The sequence below is a fragment of the Carboxylicivirga sp. M1479 genome, assembly GCF_007097485.1.
Classification (GTDB): domain Bacteria; phylum Bacteroidota; class Bacteroidia; order Bacteroidales; family Marinilabiliaceae; genus Carboxylicivirga.
On the sequence record NZ_VKDE01000020.1, the window covers coordinates 74,680 to 95,591 of the forward strand.

Annotated in this window: 15 protein-coding genes; 12 read left to right on the plus strand and 3 right to left on the minus strand. The window is 37.8% G+C overall.

Going from position 1 to position 20,912, the window contains the following annotated elements; genetic code table 11:
* The first annotated feature begins 104 nt into the window (after positions 1-104).
* From FNN09_RS13315 to FNN09_RS13365, 12 genes are all read left to right on the plus strand, one after another.
* Entirely contained in the window at positions 105-1,385 is a 1,281-nt protein-coding gene (locus tag FNN09_RS13315; RefSeq protein ID WP_143302861.1) for a NapC/NirT family cytochrome c, read from the plus strand.
* 9 nt (positions 1,386-1,394) lie between these two features.
* Complete coding sequence (locus tag FNN09_RS13320; RefSeq protein ID WP_143302862.1) at positions 1,395-2,696, plus strand: Gfo/Idh/MocA family protein; 1,302 nt, start codon at positions 1,395-1,397, stop codon at positions 2,694-2,696.
* 586 nt (positions 2,697-3,282) lie between these two features.
* Entirely contained in the window at positions 3,283-3,444 is a 162-nt protein-coding gene (locus FNN09_RS21150) for a hypothetical protein (protein ID WP_185968993.1), read from the plus strand.
* 370 nt (positions 3,445-3,814) lie between these two features.
* Positions 3,815-5,344 carry a 2,3-bisphosphoglycerate-independent phosphoglycerate mutase gene (gene gpmI, locus FNN09_RS13325; RefSeq protein WP_143302863.1) on the plus strand — a complete coding sequence of 510 codons (1,530 nt, stop codon included), beginning with the start codon at positions 3,815-3,817 and terminating at the stop codon, positions 5,342-5,344.
* 119 nt (positions 5,345-5,463) lie between these two features.
* Positions 5,464-6,126 carry an FAD-binding oxidoreductase gene (locus tag FNN09_RS13330; protein WP_143302864.1) on the plus strand — a complete coding sequence of 221 codons (663 nt, stop codon included), beginning with the start codon at positions 5,464-5,466 and terminating at the stop codon, positions 6,124-6,126.
* 1 nt (position 6,127) lies between these two features.
* Positions 6,128-7,171 (plus strand): 23S rRNA (adenine(2503)-C(2))-methyltransferase RlmN, encoded by a 1,044-nt coding sequence (gene rlmN, locus FNN09_RS13335; RefSeq protein ID WP_143302865.1) that lies wholly within the window; start codon positions 6,128-6,130, stop codon positions 7,169-7,171.
* Between the two features lie 100 nt (positions 7,172-7,271).
* Complete coding sequence (locus FNN09_RS13340; protein WP_143302866.1) at positions 7,272-7,592, plus strand: single-stranded DNA-binding protein; 321 nt, start codon at positions 7,272-7,274, stop codon at positions 7,590-7,592.
* 216 nt (positions 7,593-7,808) lie between these two features.
* Positions 7,809-8,615, plus strand: coding sequence for a hypothetical protein (locus tag FNN09_RS13345; protein ID WP_143302867.1), 807 nt, complete (start codon positions 7,809-7,811; stop codon positions 8,613-8,615).
* 221 nt (positions 8,616-8,836) lie between these two features.
* Positions 8,837-15,151: an Ig-like domain-containing protein gene (locus FNN09_RS13350; RefSeq protein ID WP_143302868.1), complete on the plus strand. Its 6,315-nt coding sequence runs from the start codon at positions 8,837-8,839 to the stop codon at positions 15,149-15,151.
* A gap of 11 nt (positions 15,152-15,162) precedes the next feature.
* Positions 15,163-16,140 carry a type IX secretion system membrane protein PorP/SprF gene (locus FNN09_RS13355; protein WP_185968994.1) on the plus strand — a complete coding sequence of 326 codons (978 nt, stop codon included), beginning with the start codon at positions 15,163-15,165 and terminating at the stop codon, positions 16,138-16,140.
* Between the two features lies 1 nt (position 16,141).
* On the plus strand, positions 16,142-17,647 hold the full coding sequence (locus FNN09_RS13360; protein WP_185968995.1) for a PD40 domain-containing protein: 1,506 nt from the start codon (positions 16,142-16,144) through the stop codon (positions 17,645-17,647).
* Positions 17,648-17,682: 35 nt separating this feature from the next.
* A complete protein-coding gene (locus FNN09_RS13365; protein WP_143302871.1) occupies positions 17,683-18,576 on the plus strand; it encodes a radical SAM protein in 894 nt (297 codons plus the stop codon).
* A gap of 27 nt (positions 18,577-18,603) precedes the next feature.
* On the opposite strand, the gene FNN09_RS13370 is transcribed toward FNN09_RS13365, so the two are convergent.
* The 3 genes from FNN09_RS13370 to FNN09_RS13380 all read right to left on the minus strand — a co-directional run bounded on the left by FNN09_RS13370 (position 18,604) and on the right by FNN09_RS13380 (position 20,665).
* Positions 18,604-19,755: an MFS transporter gene (locus FNN09_RS13370; protein ID WP_143302872.1), complete on the minus strand. Its 1,152-nt coding sequence runs from the start codon at positions 19,753-19,755 to the stop codon at positions 18,604-18,606.
* A 66-nt stretch (positions 19,756-19,821) separates the two neighbouring features.
* Positions 19,822-20,196 carry a DUF3127 domain-containing protein gene (locus tag FNN09_RS13375; protein ID WP_143302873.1) on the minus strand — a complete coding sequence of 125 codons (375 nt, stop codon included), beginning with the start codon at positions 20,194-20,196 and terminating at the stop codon, positions 19,822-19,824.
* Between the two features lie 16 nt (positions 20,197-20,212).
* Positions 20,213-20,665, minus strand: coding sequence for a peptidylprolyl isomerase (locus tag FNN09_RS13380; RefSeq protein WP_143302874.1), 453 nt, complete (start codon positions 20,663-20,665; stop codon positions 20,213-20,215).
* Between the last annotated feature and the right edge of the window lie 247 nt (positions 20,666-20,912).

Here is a 20,912-nt window from a genome sequence, read left to right on the forward strand (position 1 = left end):
AAGGATTTGTAAGCTTAGGTCTTTAACATGAAACTACTTTTAACTACTTTTGAACGCTTACGAAAATAACTATGGGTAAAACATTAAATCGATAAATTGCATCCATGATTAAAAGGCTTACACAATTAACGCTTTTACTCGGCAGCTGTATTTTAATCGCTTTCCTTTTTAAAACTGGTGATGCTTATACTTCAAGCAACGATTATTGCAATAGCTGCCACGTGCATGACCATGCGCTTTACTCATGGCATCAATCGATCCATAGTAAGCCGAATAACAACAAACTAGTCACTTGTATAGAGTGCCATTTACCTCCCAAAGGACATGGCTTTTATCAAGCCAAAATAAAAGCTGGGTGGCGCGATTTATATGCCTACTATTTAAAAGACTCAAGTACTTATAACTGGCAACAAAAATCGCAAATTGAACATGCTAAAATCCATACTTTTAAGGCATCCTGCACAAATTGCCACACAAAACTTTTTCCCGACTCTTTATCATCCAATGGAGAATTAGCGCATTGGCATTACGTGCGAAACAAAGATGAAATGCATTGCATTCAATGCCACTTAAACGTTGGCCATGGAAACTATTCAAAAACGACTCATAATCTCTCTATTTTAAACAAGAAAGCACCAAAGGATACCATTTATATAAAAGCAGCAAGCATACAATCTTTTGATAATTTCACTGAAACGATTCCTGAAAGTGATGTCTCGTTTAAAATGATAGCAGTCAAAAACGATAAGCTCCATAATAACAAGTCCTCACAAGCTTTTTTTATAGGTCAAATCGAAGTTAGTTGGGATGAGTATTTATTGTTTTTATCTGAAACAGAATCAGAAGGCAGAGGAGAGAACACTCAAGTCGATGGTATTTCAGGTGCTACACCTCCTTGGGGCAATCCTGATCAAGGTTGGGGCTTAGGCAAACGCCCCGCGATAACAATGACCCACCATGCAGCAACAACCTACTGTCAGTGGTTATCGAAAAAAACAGGCAAAAACTATCGCTTACCAACTGCAGAAGAATGGGAGTTCGCAGCCAAGTTGGCCTATCCTAATAGTAAACTATCAGAAGAACAAATTAACACCAATAAAACACAAACACTCGAACCTGACGACATAAAGCCTGATATCTTGGGAACTCTTCATTTATTTGGGAATGTTAACGAATTTTGTGCTGATGTGCTGGAAAATGGAGAATACATCATTAAAGGCGGATCTTTTCGTAACTTTAAGGAAGAATTATCGCCCCAATGGAAGGCAGTAACGCAAACTGAACAGTGGTTAAAGACTGACCCACAAATACCCAAAAGCATTTGGTGGTATTCCGATTGCAACGAAGTGGGATTTAGAGTAGTTTTAAGTTTTCATGCAGAGTAAGAAATTATTATGAGCAAAGTAACTCGACGCGATTTTATTGGAAAAAGCATTCGTGCCAGTAGCTTAACTTTAGCTGCAGGAGCATTCGCATGTCAACACTCAGAAAAATTTTTTACGCTACCCACCAGTGCGCCCGATGGCCCTACCCTAAAAGCTGGACTTATTGGTTGTGGTTCACGCGGATCAGGAGCTGCCATTAATTTTCTAGAGGCGGGTCCATCCCTTGAAATAATTGCTTTGGGTGACATCTTTGAAGATAAACTCAATAAATGCCGATTGAACTTAAAAAATGAAAAAGGCATTGAGATAGATTCTGAAAAGTGCTTTGTTGGCATTGATGCTTTTGAAAAAGTAATTGACACAGGTGTTGATATCGTTCTTCTGGCCACTCCTCCCTATTTTAGGCCACAACATTTCGAAGCAGCCATTAAGGCAGGGAAGCATGTATTTATGGAAAAGCCAATTGCTGTAGATCCCGTTGGCGTTCGCTCAATAATGATTAATGGTTTAAGAGCGCAAGAAAAAGGGTTATCGGTTGTAACAGGTACCATCAAGCGGCATCAGGTTGATTATTTGGCCACCCATGAAAAAATTAAACAAGGTGCTATTGGTGAAATTACATCTGGTAATTGTTACTATAACCAGGGCAAACTGTGGCATGTTAACCCGCAGTCGCAATGGAGCGAACTTGAAGCAATGATACGTAATTGGGTTAATTGGACATGGTTATCGGGAGATCACATTGTTGAACAGCACATCCACAACCTCGACCTAATGAATTGGCACATCAACAGCCATCCCATTAAAGCTACAGGCTTTGGTAGCAGACAAAGACGAACAACAGGAGACCAGTATGACAACTTTAGTGTTGACTATGTGTACCCGAACCAAGTACATGTTCATAGCATGTGCCGTCAAATAAATGGATGCTCTACCAATGTAAGCGATCAATTAAGAGGTACGCATGGCTATACTAACTGCGAAAACACCATTTACAATCCACAAGGGCAGGTACGCTGGAAATACCCACTAAATGAAGAGCAAAAAAACGACCGTTGGCACTTTTTCTGGCGGGCTTTTATTCAGGAGCACGTCGATTTTGTAACAGCCATTCGCACTCAACAACACATTAACGAAACACAACACATTGCCGAATCAACCTTAACAGCCATCATGGGACGAATGTCGGCATACACAGGCAAAGAGGTTACTTGGGATGAAATGCTGAATAGTGAATTAAAACTTGGCCCCAAACACTTTGTAATGGGTAATGTGAATATTGATAAATCAATTCCCAAACCAGGCATGTAAAAATGAATCCATCTAATCACATCAAATGCCCACATTGCTCTGGCTCTTTCAACAAAGACGAGTTAATTAAAAGCTGTTGTAATTGTTTTTGCTGCACAGGATGTGAGATTTATATTTGTGCCAAATGCCAACAAGAAATCATCATTCAGCCAATTGGCAACCCACCTCAGTGTCAATACAATAAAATTATAAGGTAACAGAACACCCAAATTATTTCATCTCTTTTGGTAGGGTAAAGAATAAGTCCTGCGGTATATGAGTAAGTGTTCAACTAAAACTCACTACCATGATTAAAAGATCTTTATCAATAATCGCTTTCACTCTTATTTGCTTAAGCTTAGCAGTGGCTCACAATCCCTCCAAACGATATCGACACATAACGAAAGTTCGTGTGGTTAAAAAGTGTAATCTAAACAAAGCGGTACGTCTTAATGCTAGCGTCCAATACAAACAGCTGAAAAAAGCAAAGCAACTTGCATTGGCTGATGGCATAGTTACTCCTCAGGAAAGGCTATTGATAAATCGAAAACGACACATCACGAAAGCCTGTTTATAATCTGTCCAAGTACAATTAAAATTTACCTTTATGTTACAATTAGCCATCTTATCAATTACCATCAGTGCGTTTATACTTATTCATATTTCAGGCTGGGGATATAAATCGAGTAGCAGAAAACACAAAAAACCATGCAAAACAGTATTTATTTATAAAGATGGCATAGTAAGCTGCGAAGAACGAGAATTATAGTTTTTCATATACGTAGGATTAATAATTAAATGAAGGTAGTTCTGTACTAACGAGTATGGAACTACCTTTCTTTATTGGCCCAACAGACTCCCTTTTATTACGCATTATACTCAGCTACCATCCGCTATAACATAGTTTTTTCACATTTGCATCCTATCGGTTTTTAAACCTAAGTATTTATTACAGTTTTTTAACGTTTATAGCGATTCCAGCAATAAACTATCTTCCCCATTGCTTGTTTACTTTCAGATAGATAAACAATGCCAGGCGAATAAACAGAACCTTTTATTTTCCTTTTAATTTGTCTATTTTTGCGCCGCTTTATCGAATGATTGTAAAGAAAAACAGAAAAAGAATTAAATATTATCACATGAGCAAGAAAACGATTTTGATAATCCTTGATGGATGGGGATACGGAGATCACTCGAAATCAGATGGCATCTTCACTGGTGAAACACCTTATTTCGATAGTTTAGTTAAGAATTATCCAAACTCAAAACTACAGGCCTCAGGCGAAAATGTAGGTTTACCCGACGGACAAATGGGTAATAGCGAAGTAGGCCACCTAAACATTGGCGCTGGTCGTGTTGTATACCAAGATTTAGTGAAGATAAACCGTGCTTGTACCGATGGTAGCATTGCTCAAAACGAAGAAATTGTAAAGGCATATAACTATGCTAAAGATAATAATAAGCAAATTCACTTTTTAGGATTACTATCTAAAGGTGGAGTTCATTCAAGTCAGGAGCATTTGTACAAATTGCTTGATATTGCTAAGGAATATGGCATTGAAGAGCGTGCTTTCGTACATGCCTTTATGGATGGACGCGACACAGACCCTAAAAGTGGTAAAGGTTTTATGGCTGAATTGCTTCAGCACATGGAAAAGTCAGGTGGCCAGGTGGCCTCAATGATTGGTCGTTACTACGCAATGGATCGCGATAAGCGTTGGGAGCGTGTTAAAGAAGCTTATGACCTAATGGTAAACGGTACAGGTACAGCTACTACCGACATTCTTGCTTCAATTGATACCTCGTATGCCGATGGTGTTACTGACGAATTCATTAAAGCAGTAAGTAATGTTGATGCCAATGGCGAGCAAGTGGGTAAGATTAAAGAAGGCGATGTTGTGTTATTCTTTAACTACCGTAACGATCGTGCACGCGAATTAACCCAGGTATTGACTCAAGAAGATATGCCTGCCGAGGGAATGAAAACTATTCCTTTGCACTATTGCACCATGACACCTTATGATGCCAACTTCAAAGGCATGCACATTTTATTTGATAAGGATAATGTTAAAAATACCATTGGTGAAGTAGTTGCAAACAATGGCTTAAAGCAATTACGCATTGCTGAGACGGAGAAATATGCACACGTAACATTCTTCTTCTCAGGAGGTCGCGAAGCTGTTTACGATGGTGAAGAACGGATTTTGGTAAACTCACCTAAGGTAGCTACTTATGATCTTCAGCCTGAAATGAGTGCCAACGAGGTTAATGACAAAATTGTAGCAGAGCTAAATCAGCAGAAATACGATTTTATTGCTCTTAACTATGCCAATGGTGATATGGTTGGACATACAGGCGATTACGATGCCATTATGAAAGCTGTAAAAGCAGTTGATGACAACTTAAAATCAACCGTTGAAGCAGCTAAAGCAAATGGTTACGAAGCCATTATTATTGCTGACCACGGAAATGCAGATAATGCCATTAATGCCGATGGCTCTCCAAACACTGCTCACTCACTAAACCCTGTTCCATTCATCTGGGTAACAGAGCGAAAAGGAGAAGTGAAAGATGGCATTTTGGCCGATGTGGCCCCATCCATCCTTAGCTTAATGAACGTTGAGCAACCAGAAGATATGACGGGAAAAGTTTTGATTGATTTGAAATAGTCTCAAAATAAGCATAAAAAATAAAGGCAACTCACACGATGGGTTGCCTTTGTTATTTTTACCACTCCGCGCACAAAACATTATAATGGCAATAATGTTACATTCAAAACAGCATTACGATGACGCATAAACGCAAGCAGCTCTACCCCACCAAAGTAGTTGACAACGTATTAATTGCTAATGATGTGCACTACATATCATTAGAGAAATCATTTGACTTTTACCCTGGGCAAGTGATAGCACTAGCCTTAAATAAAGATGACGAACCTCGCTTGTACTCCATTGCATCTGGAAATAACGAAGCTCACTTAAGCATATTGTTTGATATTAAACCCGATGGTGAATTAACACCTCCTTTAGCAAGGGCTAAAAAGGGTGATGAAGTATATATTTCGCAGGCATTTGGCAAATTCTTGTGCCAACACACCCCAGCTTATTGGATAGCGACGGGAACAGGTATTGCCCCTTTCCTATCTATTCTTGAATCAAAAGACACAAAAAACATCAAACTCCTGCACGGCGCTCGCACCCTGGATAAATTCTTTTTTCAGAATACTTTTGAAGAAAAATTAGGAGCTAACTATCTACGTTTTTGCACAACAGAAACAAATGATAAAGTTATAGCTGGCCGCCTAACCAACTATTTGCAAGAAACCGAAGCACTGCCTACCGATTATAAATACTATCTTTGCGGCAGTTCGCAAATGGTAATTGACGTGCGAGAAATACTGATTAACAAAGGCATACCATTCGATAATATCATCGCTGAAATATATTTTTAAAATGAGCAAAGAGGCATTATACGGCAAAACATTAAGTGAGTTAAAGGCATGTGTGAAAGAGATTGGACTACCCGCATTTACTTCCAAGCAAATTGCCGATTGGTTATATAAAAAGCATGTCACAAGCATCGACGACATGACCAACTTATCTAAGAAAGCCCGTACTGAATTGAATGCGCGTTTTGAAGTTGGACTAACACCTCCGCAATCCTTTCAGGAATCAGTTGATGGAACAAAAAAATACTTGTTTGAAACAAGCAATAAGCAATTTATTGAAGCTGCTTACCTACCCGAAGAAACACGTAATACCTTATGCATATCATCGCAAGTAGGATGTAAAATGGGTTGTTTGTTTTGCATGACAGCTCGCCAAGGATTTCAGAAGAACTTAAGCTGCAATGAAATATTGAACCAAATTGCCAGCTTACCCGAGCGCGAAACATTAAGCAATGTAGTCTACATGGGTATGGGAGAGCCTATGGACAATATAGATGAAGTCCTTAAGAGCCTTGAGATTATCACTTCTGACTGGGGTTATGCCTGGAGTCCTCGACGCATTAATGTATCAACAATTGGCGTTGTTCCTGCCATGCGCCGATTTATTGAAGAGTCGGAAGCACATTTGGCAATCAGCCTGCACTCCCCCTTTAATGAAGAACGTAAGCAGCTGATGCCAATTGAAAATGTGTACACTGCCGAAAAAGTGATAGAAGCTGTTAAAGATTATGAATTTGGTCGTCAACGAAGAGTATCATTTGAATACATCATGTTCAAAGGCGTTAACGATACACCTCAGCATGTAAAAGGTCTGCTACAACTATTGAATGGAGTTAAGTGTCGCATCAACCTTATTCACTTCCATCCAATTCCTAATTCTCCTTTGGTGGGAAGCGATTTTAAAACCATGGAAATGTTTCGTGACAAACTAGCTGACAAAGGTATTATTACCACAATCAGAAGATCAAGAGGCGAAGACATTTATGCGGCCTGTGGTCTTTTATCAACCAAACAACTTATAAAAGACGATACCGAAAAAGATTACTAAAAATAATTTTCCGTTAATCGTAATTGCCTGTTGACATTCAAATTTTAGCTTCTTAGTTTTAACTAATAATTCATATTATTAACAACTAATTCCCTACAGAATGTTAAAACTTATTTTGAATGGAACTCTTGGCAAAGATGCCGAGATTAGAGATGTTGGAAATCGCAAAGCAATCAATTTTGATGTGGCGGTATCCATGGATTACAAAAATGCCAATGGCGAAAAAGTAGAGCGAACAGAATGGATCAGATCTGTTCTTTGGCGCAGCGATAAGCAAAGCACTAAAATTGCTGAATTCTTAAAAAAAGGGCAAAAAATTCTACTTGAAGGCACCCCAAGTAGCGAGGGATACCAAAGTAAAGACGGCACAATTAAATCTGTCATCCATGTTAACGTAAAAGAATTAGAGCTTATTAAATAATTAATTACGGCTGCTTAAACTTTATTAGGCAGCCGTTTTTTTATATGATTATAATTTGCGTTCAATTGCAATAAGGAACTCTCAAGTAAATTCTATCATCCTACTATGTGAATATTTGGATAATCAAATTTACATGCTCGTTTCATGCTACTTTTCAAAGCTTCTTGTCTGCTCTTCAATTATTCTTACTATTTTTGAATAACAAAATTATTTAGCATGAAAAATTTAGGAATTACATTAGTCCTGTCAACACTTATTCTTATAGCCTGTGGTCCTAACCATGAAGAATTAGCTAAGAATAAATTTAACAAAGCAGAACAATTATTCTCACAAAAGAAATTTAATGATGCTAAACTAGAAATAGATTCAATCGAATATTTATATCCCAATCAAATCGAGTACATTACTAGGGGCAACGACTTACTTCGGAAAATTAGCATTGAAGAACAAAATCAGAATTTAGTTTTTCTGGATAGTATGTTGCAGGTAAAAGAAATGGAATTAGTGCCGCTAATGAAAAATTTTACCGAATCATCTGATTACGGAACTAAAAAAATATTAATTCACAAACGACAGAAACCTGAAAATTCATATGGTAGAATATACCTAAGGGCACATTTAAACCTTGAAGGCGATTTCTATATCTCCAGCAGGTACACAGGTACTGAAAGAATACATCACGATCAAATAAAGGTATACTTCAATAAAAATAGCGTATTAAGCGAAGAAGTACCCGAAGATGGCGTCAACAACCGCCACCTTGAAGATGGGGAAAATCATTGGGAAGTTATATCCTATAAAAATGGCAAAGACAATGGAGTTATTGACTTTATTGCTAACAATGCCAATCAGTCTTTAAAAGTACAGTTTAGAGGCAAAAAATACTATTATATCGTCATGGAGAAGTTTGATAAGGAAGCCATTCGCGATGGGTATGAAATATCGTTTGTTCTAAAAGAAATCAAACACATAAAAGAAGAAATAAAAACCGTTAAAGCAGAACTCAAACGATTAAATGCTTAACTAATTTAGTTTCTAAACCATTCCTAGCAAACCCATTGAATTACAATTTCGGTACACCAAAATTGCTCCTATACTCTAATCCCAAAGAGTTATATAAGAGGCCAAAGTATTTTGTTACAACATTCGTAATCAAATTTAGTCCATTCATCAAAAAAGTGAAGCACATGCCATAAACCTTAATAACTTTAGGTCTTTAGTTTTCTTTTCAAAACTATATTGATATGCAGACCACCACCCCAATTAACAAGTTATTAAGAACAGCTTGCCTGACTTTATTCGCGATAACATTGCCTAGTTTTTTGTTAGGACAATCGTTGATTATTACCCATAGTTTACCCACTTCTATTAACGAAGGAGATTCAGGAAACAGCTTTTCTGTTGCATTGTCAGATGCTCCGACAAATAATGTGGAAGTTGCGATCAATTCAGACAATTCAGACTTAAGTTTTAGTTCCACATCACTCACGTTTGATAACACCAACTACTCCACAGCTCAAACGATTACATTCACTGCCAATGAAGACGCTGATCTAGTTTATGAAAATGACCCTATCACTATATCAGTAGTTGATGCCAATAGTGATGCAGCATACCATGGTAAAGCACAAAGTATAGCACTTACAATTAATGACAACGATATTGCGGGATTAATTATTACAGGCGGACCTTTTGATATCGACGAAAACACGACAGGACACTCCTTTACTGTTGCATTAAATGCTCAACCACAAACAGACGTACAAATAGCTATCTCATCTTTAAATGCGGATATCATCTTTTCGCCTGCCACACTAACTTTTACAAATAGCGATTGGGCGGCCAAAACAGTAACTTTCGATGCTCCAGAAGATGATGACCTCATTAGTGAAAATGAACCAATCAGCATAGCAGTTTATAATGACAATAGTGATGATGATTTTGATAACTTATCACAAAACATTAATCTTACAATTACAGACAACGATATTGCGGGATTGGTTATTACTGGAGGCCCCTTTACTATCGACGAAAACACGACAGGACACTCCTTTACTGTTGCATTAAATGCTCAACCACAAACAGACGTACAAGTAGCTATCTCATCTTTAAATGCGGATATCATCTTTTCGCCTGCCACACTAACTTTTACAAATAGTGATTGGGCGGCCCAAACAGTAACTTTTGATGCTCCTGAAGATGATGACCTCATTAATGAAAATGACCCAATCAGCATAGCAGTTAATAACCCGAATAGTGATGATGATTTTGATAACTTATCACAAAACATTAATCTTACAATTACAGACAACGATGTTGCTGGATTAGTTATTACTGGAGGACCCTTTTCTATCGACGAAAACACGACAGGACACTCCTTTACTGTTGCATTAAATGCTCAACCGCAAACAGACGTACAAGTAGATATCTCATCTTTAAATACGGATATAATCTTTTCACAAGCCACACTAACTTTTACAAATAGCGATTGGGCGGCCAAAACAGTAACATTCCCTGCACCTGAAGATGATGACCTCATTAGTGAAAATGATCCAATCAGCATAGCAGTTAATAACCCGAATAGTGATGATGATTTTGATAACTTGTCACAAAACATTAATCTTACAATTACAGACAACGATGTTGCTGGATTAGTTATTACTGGAGGACCCTTTTCTATCGACGAAAACACGACAGGACACTCCTTTACTGTTGCATTAAATGCTCAACCGCAAACAGACGTACAAGTAGATATCTCATCTTTAAATACGGATATAATCTTTTCACAAGCCACACTAACTTTTACAAATAGCGATTGGGCGGCCAAAACAGTAACATTCCCTGCACCTGAAGATGATGACCTCATTAGTGAAAATGACCCAATCAGCATAGCAGTTAATAACCCGAATAGTGATGATGATTTTGATAACTTATCACAGAACATTAATCTTACAATTACAGACAACGATGTTGCTGGATTAGTTATTACTGGAGGACCCTTTTCTATCGACGAAAACACGACAGGACACTCCTTTACTGTTGCATTAAATGCTCAACCGCAAACTGACGTACAAGTAGATATCTCATCTTTAAATACGGATATCATCTTTTCGCCTGCCACACTAACTTTTACAAATAGCGATTGGGCAGCCAAAACAGTTAGTTTTGATGCTCCCGAAGATAATGACCTCATTAGTGAAAATGAACCAATCAACATAGCAGTTAATAATCCGAATAGTGATGATGATTTCGATAATTTATCGGAAAGTATTACTCTTACAATTACAGACAACGATGGTGAATTAACAATCTCACAATCAACGGATGGCACAGAAGGTGGAGCCAATGGGTCGTTCAGAATTAGTACTTCAAGACAATTTCCAAGCCCAACCAATATTACTGTTACTACATCTTCTAATTCAGCTACCATTGGTGATGATTTTACCATTGCAGCAATTCAATTAGCGGCCAATTCAGATTACATTGATGTACCAATTACTATAATTGATGATGTCCTAGTTGAGTCGGATGAAACAGTGACAATAACACTTGACACAGAAGACAGCGACTATGCAATAATTGGAGCGCTCAATAGTACAACTCTTACCATTGCAGACAACGACATAGCAGGGTTAACAATAACAGGAGGACCATTTACAATTAACGAGGGTACAACTAACAATAGCTTCTCGGTTGCATTATCAGCACAACCTTTAACATTTGTGGAGGTTGACATGAGCTGTGTTAACCCCGACATAGTCTTTTCTCCAGTCTCATTAACCTTTACTAATGCTGATTGGTCTGCTAAAACAGTCAATTTTTCTGCAGCGGAAGATAGTGATCTTTTAAGCGAGTCGGATCCAATCAACATAACTGTAGATAACAACAATAGCGATGATGCATTTGATAACTTGACCGAAACGATTAATCTTACTGTTAGTGATAATGATGCTGCAGGAATAGTTATTACTGGGGGACCGTTTGATATTAACGAGGGGGTAACTAATCAGATTTTTAATGTTGCTTTAGCAGCACAACCTGCCAATAATGTTGTTATTGACATCTCATCAAACAATACAGACATAGCTTTTACACCTAACTCATTAACGTTCACTAACGCCGATTGGAGTAATCAAGAAGTATCATTCGTAGTTAATGAAGATGCTGACCTTATTGATGAAGCTGATCCTATTGTATTAACTGTTAATAATGGAAGTAGTGACAATGCATTCCATGACCAATCATCAATTGTTAACCTAACGGTAAGAGATAATGACCTTGCCACTTTGAGCATTGCTCCAACGACCCACGCAGCTGAAGATGCAACATCTGGCTTATTCACAATCAATGCTTCACAGGAAGTTTTAGGCAATGCAGACATCACCTTACTCATCACAGGTTCGGCCAGCATGGGTATCGATTATGAGACCATAAGTAGTCCAATTACCATGTTGGATGGCTCCAGCTCTGTTTCTATTCCTATCAATGTAATTTCCGATAACTTACTTGAAGGTACCGAATCAATTACAATAGAATTAAGTTCGGTAAACAATGCCAAAGCCGGCATTAGTACAGGAGCTGATAACACCGCCACAATCAACCTAAATGATAATGAAACGGCAGGTATAGTCATATCACAGTCCGCATTTCAAATAAATGAAGGTAGTAGCAATCACACATTTAACGTTACGCTGCTCTCACAGCCCCAAAGTGATGTTATTGTAGATCTATCGAGCGACAATACAGACATCACTTTTTCACCAGCTTCATTAACATTCACGAATGGCAACTACGGCGATCAAACCATAACATTTAGTTGTATTGAAGATGATGACCTAATTGGCGAATCTGCTATAATTACAGCAATGGTCAACAACCAGAGCAGCAATAATCTTTTTCACGATCTAAGCTCTGCTGTCAACATCAGTATTGATGACAATGATACTGCACCAGTTTTTGAATCATCACCTCAAACAACAACAAACGAGGATGCTGTTTATACTTACAATATTAACATATCCGATATTGATGGAGATATTCCCGTAATTTCCTTAGTGACACCACCGGACCCAAGCAGCACGTGGCTAACATTAACTGACAACACAGATGGTACAGCGCTACTAACCGGAACACCACTTCAGGCAGATGTAACTCCTTCTGGCACTCCATTGGCAGTAACCATCCGAGCACAAGATGATTTAACTTTCACTGAGCAATCGTTCAACATTACCGTTAACAATGTCAACGATTCGCCACAAATTAGTAATAGTTCATTCTCAACACCTGAAAATCAAGCTTTGACAATTAGTCTATCTAGCTTTGCCAGTGATGAAGATGGAAATCTTGATGCATCAACACTAATTGTTACCTCAGGTCCTGATAATGGAACTGTTGACATTGATCCATCATCGGGTGAAATTACCTATACTCCCAATAGTACATTCTCTGGAGACGATAGTTTTAATGTTCAAATTCAGGATGAAAATAATGCTTATAGTAACGTAGGAACAATTACCATAACGGTATCCAACGAAGCACCTACGGCTAATGATGATAGCTACAACATCAACGAGGATGAAGCTCAAATATTTAATGTTTTAGACAATGACGTTGATCCTCAGAATAATTTAACATTTTCTTCTCTGGTGATTGTCGACAGCCCAGCCAAAGGAACAGCTGTGGTCAATACCAACGATGGAACCATCACATACACTCCTAATACCAACGAAAATGGTGATGACAGTTTCACCTATCGCATTTGCGATGCTGGCAACTATTGCGATCAAGCTGAAGTAACAATATCAATTGCATCAATTAATGATGCTCCAACGGTTAATGACGACAGCTACACGCTTAATGAAGACAATACACTTGAACTTGAAATCCTTGAAAATGACAATGATATAGATGGACAACTCGATGAAAGTTCGTTAAGCATCGAAACGCAAGTACAGTATGGAACTTTAACTGTCAATACCAATACAATAAGCTATACTCCAAATCAGGATTATAATGGTTCGGATAGCTTTACCTACTCTGTTACCGATAACGAAGGACTAACAGAAACAGCAATTGTTCAATTAACCATAAATCCGGTGAATGACGCACCGATAGCTGTGGATGATGAAGGAGTAACATCTGATAATTCATCTATTGAAACCAATGTACTTGACAACGATGTTGATGTCGACAACAACATTGATTTATCAACTCTAACTATTATCACTCAGCCAATCCATGGAGAAGTAAGCATCAATAACAACACCGGTACAATAACCTATGAACCAGATCTTAATTATTACGGCTCTGATTCGTATCAGTATCAGATTTGCGACACTGATGGGGAATGTTCCACTGCCACTGTTCATTTAACCGTAACTACTGGCAATGCTAAACCCATCACCAACCCAGATTGGGTATCAGTTGATGAGGATATGGAAATAACTATTTCTCCATTGGCCAATGATTCAGATCCTAATGGGAATCTGAATTTTAATAGCCTGAGTATTATTCGTGAACCAGAGCACGGCAGCCACACTCTACAAACTCAAAACCAAACCATTAAATACGTACCAAACAGCGATTACTACGGAAATGATACCATTGTTTATTCAATTTGTGACCTAGAACAACTTTGCGAACAAGACACCATATTCATTGGGGTACTTCCGGTTAATGACGCTCCTATTGCAGTTAATTATCAATTAAATGTAACAGAAGGAACGCCAGAACAAATAAACTTAGCAGCACTGGGTACCGACATTGAAATGGATGTTTTAAGCATCAGCATTTCTGATGATTCACCAACTGTAGCAGGTGTGATTGAAATCATTGACAATACAACACTCCAATTCACGGCAAACATTGGATCCTTATGTACTAGTTTTGATATTTTTTACTTATTAACCGATGCCAAAGGTGCTTCTACTAAAGCGACAGTTACAGTAAACGTCAGTCCATTAGATTCAGATAACGACAACATACCTGATGCCACAGAAAATAGTGGTGACAACGAGCTAGACACAGATATGGATGGTTCGCCTGATTATTTAGATGAGGATTCTGATAACGATGGTATTTCCGACTTAATTGAAGGTGGGATTCAAGATTTATGTAACGATCAAGCACATGATACCGATAACGATGGAACTCCCGATTACTTAGATGCTGACTCTGACAATGATTTGGTATCTGATAAAGAAGAAGGAGCCGAAGACTGTGACAACGATGGCATCCCAAATTACATCGATAACTTTGATGATTGCGCTTCCAGGGCAGAAATAGATATCCCCGAAACTTTTACTCCTAATGGAGACAACGTAAACGATTACTTTGTTATAAAAGGTGCAACATCTGATGAACTTAAAAACAACGAATTATTCGTTTACAACAGATGGGGCGGACTAGTATATAACATGGTTAATTACGACAATACATGGGATGGCTCATCCAACTCCGGAAGCATGGGAAGTGAAGTTCTGAGTGAGGGTACTTACTTTTATGTTTTCAAAGCTCAATCGGGCATTACAATTAAAGGAACGGTATACATTAAGCGATAATGGACTCAAAAATGACTAAAAGAAAAAATAAGTTGATACCATTGGGTAAACGAGATTACCGTCAATACACTATCTATTGCCTATTGTTTCTCGCGTGCATATTACCGAAAAAAATAAATGCACAGCAAACCCCAATGCATACGCAATATATGTTTAATACTTTATCGTATAACCCGGCTTACGCAGGAACAAGAGAAGTTTTAAGCATTATGGCCTCATCGCGCCATCAATGGGTCGGTTTTGAAGGAGCTCCATCGACTCAAACCATAACCGCACATTCGGCCGTTGGAGACAAGGTTGGCGTTGGCTTTTCATTAATGCACGATGTATTAGATCCAACCAAACAAACAGGCTTATATTTTGATTATGCTTACCGATTGAAAATATCGGAAAGTGGCCAACTATCTTTTGGTCTAAAAGGTGGCTTAAATTTTTACCAGAATAATGTAAGTAGTTTAAACACCGGTAGCGTAACCAACGACCCAGCCCTCAGTGGATCGGACTATAGTAAGGTACTTCCTAATTTCGGATTTGGCCTTTATTATTACTCAAGTAAGTTTTACCTTGGAGCTTCAATACCACGTCTACTTGAAAACAAGCTTGATAATGGTGACATTGAGGTACTCGGGGAAAGTGGTAAACAAAACAGACATTATTTCATTACGTCAGGCTATGTTTTTGACATGAATGAAAATATTAAATTTAAGCCAAGTATTTTAGCACAATTTACTCAGGCTGCCCCTATGTCAATGGACATCAACCTTAACTTCTTATTAAAAGAAAAGTTATGGATTGGAGGTTTCTACCGGATTCAGGATGCATTTGGAGGAATTCTGCAGTACCAGTTCAATCAGCAATTTCGCATTGGCTATGCGTACGAAATGATCACGAATGAATTAAGCAATTACACCAGCGGAACTCACGAAATAATGTTACGTTATGAATTTAATTTCACAAAAGAAAAAGTTCAGCACCCAAGGCATTTTTAACATGAAGATATTCCTAATTATAATATTTATTGGTTTCAGCCTTTTTGCAGGTGCTCAATCAAAGGAGCTTCAGAAAGCAGATGACTTATTTAATAAATTCAATTACTCTAAAGCCATTTCATCTTATCAAAAGATTTTGAATAAGGGTAAACACACCTACTATTGCAGTACCAAAATTGCCGAATGCTATACTAAACAAAACAACAGTGAGGAAGCAATATTATGGTACAAAAAGTGTATTGAACACCCAGAATTTGACTCGAAACTATACCTTAGTTTAGCTCAGGAATTACTTAAGGAAGGCAAGCAACAAGAGGCCTCTGTCTTCTTTCACAAATATTACCAACACAACCAATCCCCCCATCAGCTTCTAACCCTATCTTATATTGAATATTACAACGAATTATACAGAGATTCGAATAGATACAAAGCTATTCCCTTAACTATTAACACGCAGTACGATGAATTTGGTCCGGCCCTTTACCAAAACGAAATGGTATTTACATCTAATCGACCACTAAAAAGTATTTCAAAACGGAATGATGTGCAAACGGGTCAAGCCTTTTTTAATTTATTTACGGTTGACAAAACCAGTTCTGAAGCCAAATTATTTAGCAAAGATTTGCAAACAAAGTACAACGATGGACCAGTTAGCTTTTCAACCGATCTTAAAACCATTTACATTACCCGCAACACTAATTTTGAGACAAAAGGAATTAACACCCTGGATGTTTTTGTAACAAAAGCCAGTGGTGAAGGTTGGTCTAAAGATATTAAGCGCTTGCCTATTCGAAAAGGCAATTATACGGTAGCGCACGCCACCATCTCAAACAATGGACAATATTTATTCTTCTCATCAGATATGCCTGGTGGATATGGAGGAATGGACCTATACGCTTGTGAAATAAAAAATGGTTTTATCGGACAGGCAACTAATCTTGGAAAACATGTTAATACGGCTGGTAACGAAATCTTTCCATTTGTTGATAGTAAAGATGTCTTGTATTTTTCTTCCAACATGCATCCTGGGATAGGTGGATACGACCTTTTCTTTTCAAAGAAAATAAATGGCCAATATTCAATCCCGTTCAACATGGGCTATCCGGCCAATAGTAAAGCCGATGACTTTAGCCTTGTACTAGATACCAATAGCAAATTTGGTTTCTTCGCATCTAATAGAGGTGGCGGTCAAGGAGGAGACGATCTTTACGCCCTACAGATAATTCAAGCAGTTGATTATTGCATGGTAGAAGCAACTGTGTATAGCCACGCTGATTCAACTTTACTAGCCAACGCCTTTGTTAATATAATTAATGTTGAAACAGGTATATCAACAAGCACAAAAACGAATAGTTCGGGTAAATTTATATGCCATTTGAAAAAAGATAAAAAATATACTTTTGAAGTCAGACGCAAGTTATACACTGACTTTAAAGGAGTTCTAACACCTGAAGAATTGCAGAAATTTGATGTATTAAAATTAAACATCGGACTTCAAGAAAAGTAATGTTTTATCACCTTTGATTTATTACTTTTGCGGCGATGAATGAGTCTTTTTTAGTGTATCACGAGCCTGTATTTCGCCCTCCCTCAGAGGCGAATTCTATTATACTTCAAGTAACACATGGTTGCGAATGGAATAGGTGTACATTTTGCGAAATGTACAGCAGTAAACGATTTTCGATTAAACCATGGAGTACCATACAAAAGGAAATAAATTTACTTTCGGGCCTACACCCATCGGCCAATCGTTTATTTATTGGCGATGGAGATATATTTGCTGTTGACTTTGAAACGATTCTTCAAACAATTTTACTACTAAAAAAAAGCTTTACTAAACTTAGGCGAATTTCTAGTTACGCCTCTTCACGAACTCTCAATAGTTTTAGCCTTGAACAATTAAAAGAACTTAAGAGTGCAGGACTTGATTTATTATACATTGGATTAGAATCTGGCGACGATCAAGTGCTCTCCATAATGAATAAAGGCACAACTTTTCAAGAGCAAGAAAAGGCTGCTTTAAAAGCTAAAGCTGCAGGCTTTAAGCTATCTGTAATGATATTAAACGGACTTGGAGGTACAGAATATTCACAAAACCACGCCATTAATTCAGCTAAACTTTTAAATCGAATACAACCTGATTTATTGGCGCTTTTGGTTATCTCTTTCCCGCTTGGATATGACCATTTTAAGAATAGGTTAAAACATCCTTTTGAAGCCCTTTCACAATTAGAAATATTAAAGGAGATGCGCCTACTATTAAGTCACCTTGAATTGAAAAGTACCGTTTTCAGAAGCGACCATGCGTCTAACTATCTGGTATTTAAAGGAGGCCTTAATCGCGACAAGGACAAGTTTATCAACCAACTCGATCATATTATCGAACATACCATCCAAGTTAAAAAACCACACATTAACGAAAGTAGGTTCTTGTAAGCTGAAGATAATTTGAGCTGAAACAGCTTATTTTTTGGACATACGAAGTACAACGGGCACAGATAAAAAGGCGAAAGCTCCTACAACAATATAAGTTGTTTCTAAAGTGAGATAATCACCCATTAAACCTACGACCATTACCATAATTGCACCAATTAAAAAGGTGGTAGTCATAAATACGGCATTAACAAAACTACTATGCTTTGTTTTGTACTCGTTTACGATTGCCAAAAAAACTGGTCCTGTGGCAAACAGGAATAATCCTGATGCAATTAAAGCAAGTATTTGCAGCCAGCCTGTTGTATATAAAAAAGCAAAAAATAAAGTAGGTGCACCAATACTAGCAATTAGCAAGGTGCTACGTCGCCCTATCTTATCAGAAATAGTCCCCGCAAAAAAGGTTCCTAATACACCCGCTCCTTGTAAAATTGATAAAGCAATACCAGCGTACCAAAGAGACTCACCCCTGCTTTTTAAAAATATAGGCAGATAAAATGTTAAAGCCGACTTCATGGCAGCCCTAAAAAATAAAATAAGCGCAATACTCGAAATAAGCGGAAAAAACGATTTAAACGTTTTAAGATAATCTAAACGATGACTACTACTAACATCTTCTGCAATAGAAATATTACGCAGTCTAAAATACAATAATAAAGAAGCCAATATGCCAGTTGGGATAAAGTAAGTTACACCATTTAAGCCCCACAACTCTACAGCACCAAGTGCGGCTACAGGACCAGCCGAGCGGGCCAATTCACCACCAACCATATAAAAACTCATTCCCATACCCACTCTATTGCCAGACACTTTTCGCATCATAACAGGCGATGGCACATGAAAGAATGAACTACTGATACCACTGATTAAAACCAAGAGAATAAGAGTGAGCTTATTGGGCGCCACAGTTATTAAACTCATAGCCACAGCCGTAACTGCAGGCGTAAAAATCACAAAATACCTGGCTTTGGTACGCTCAGCAAGCATTCCCACAAAAGGATTAAGTAAAGTTGGAAGCCTTTGCACCACGGACAGAAAACCTGCAAAGGTTAAGCTAAAACCCATTGTATCGCGCAATAAAGGGAGTAAAGGAGCTAAAAAAGCGGTATAAATATCATGAAAAAAATGAGCCACGGTAATTAAACTTACCTTCGACCATTCAAATTTCGTACTCTCCTTCATTCTAAGCTCTACTTAATAAATAACTGATAAAAAAAATCCTGAACACAAGGTTCAGGATTTGAAATATTAAAATGGTAAGTCTTCTTCTGGACTGGCAGGTGGTATATCTGCTTCGTTGAATGAAGGTGCAGGTGCTCCTGGTGGAACAGCAGCTTCTTCTTTCTCAATTCTCCAAGCCTCAAGGTTAGAGAAGTAGTTAACACGACCATCTTTCTCCCACTTACGGCCACGAATATTAAAGCTTACTTTAATTTGCTCTCCTACTTGTATAGGATCAAGTAAATTACAACGATCCTGAGTTAATTGAAACTTAACAAAGTCATTCCAATCTGAGTTACGCTCATTAACTACTTCTATTACAAACTCACGCTTTTTAAAGCTGGCACTTATGTCTTGTGTATCGTCCTTTACAATTACACTACCTGAAATCTCAAAGTTCATACTTAGTCAGTTCTATTTAGTTTACTACAATTTTAACAATTTCATCTCCTTGGCGGATATCATCAATCACATCAAGTCCTTCAACTACTTTACCAAAGCAAGTATGCTGACGATCGAGGTGCTGTGTATTTTCACGTCCATGACATATAAAAAATTGAGATCCACCAGTATTACGACCAGCGTGAGCCATTGACAACACACCTTTATCATGGTACTGATTATCTCCATCCAACTCACAATCTATACTGTAGCCAGGGCCACCAGTACCAGCTCTTGGACTGCTTTTATCTCTTGAGTGAGGGCAACCTCCTTGAATAACGAAGTCAGGAATTACACGGTGAAATGATAATCCATCATAAAAACCTTCTTTTGCAAGTTTTATAAAGTTATCGACCGTTTTTGGAGCATCAGTCTCATAAAACTCAACCTTCATGATGCCTTTTTCTGTATGAATCTCTGCTGTTTTCATCAATCTAATTTATTTAATTCTCTATATAAATTTCAATAAGTATCTCACCATCACGTTCAGTTACCTAGCACCAACTAAATACATTCCTCAAGCAACTTATTTTCAAGCCCTAACCAACCAACTACATTCAATTAAAATCACTTCAACCTGCAGCCTGTTTAGCCATACAAAAATACGATAAATAGTTGAAGCATCACAACCTGTTTGACTCATTAAAAAAACATGTAGGCAATTATACATTAAATAA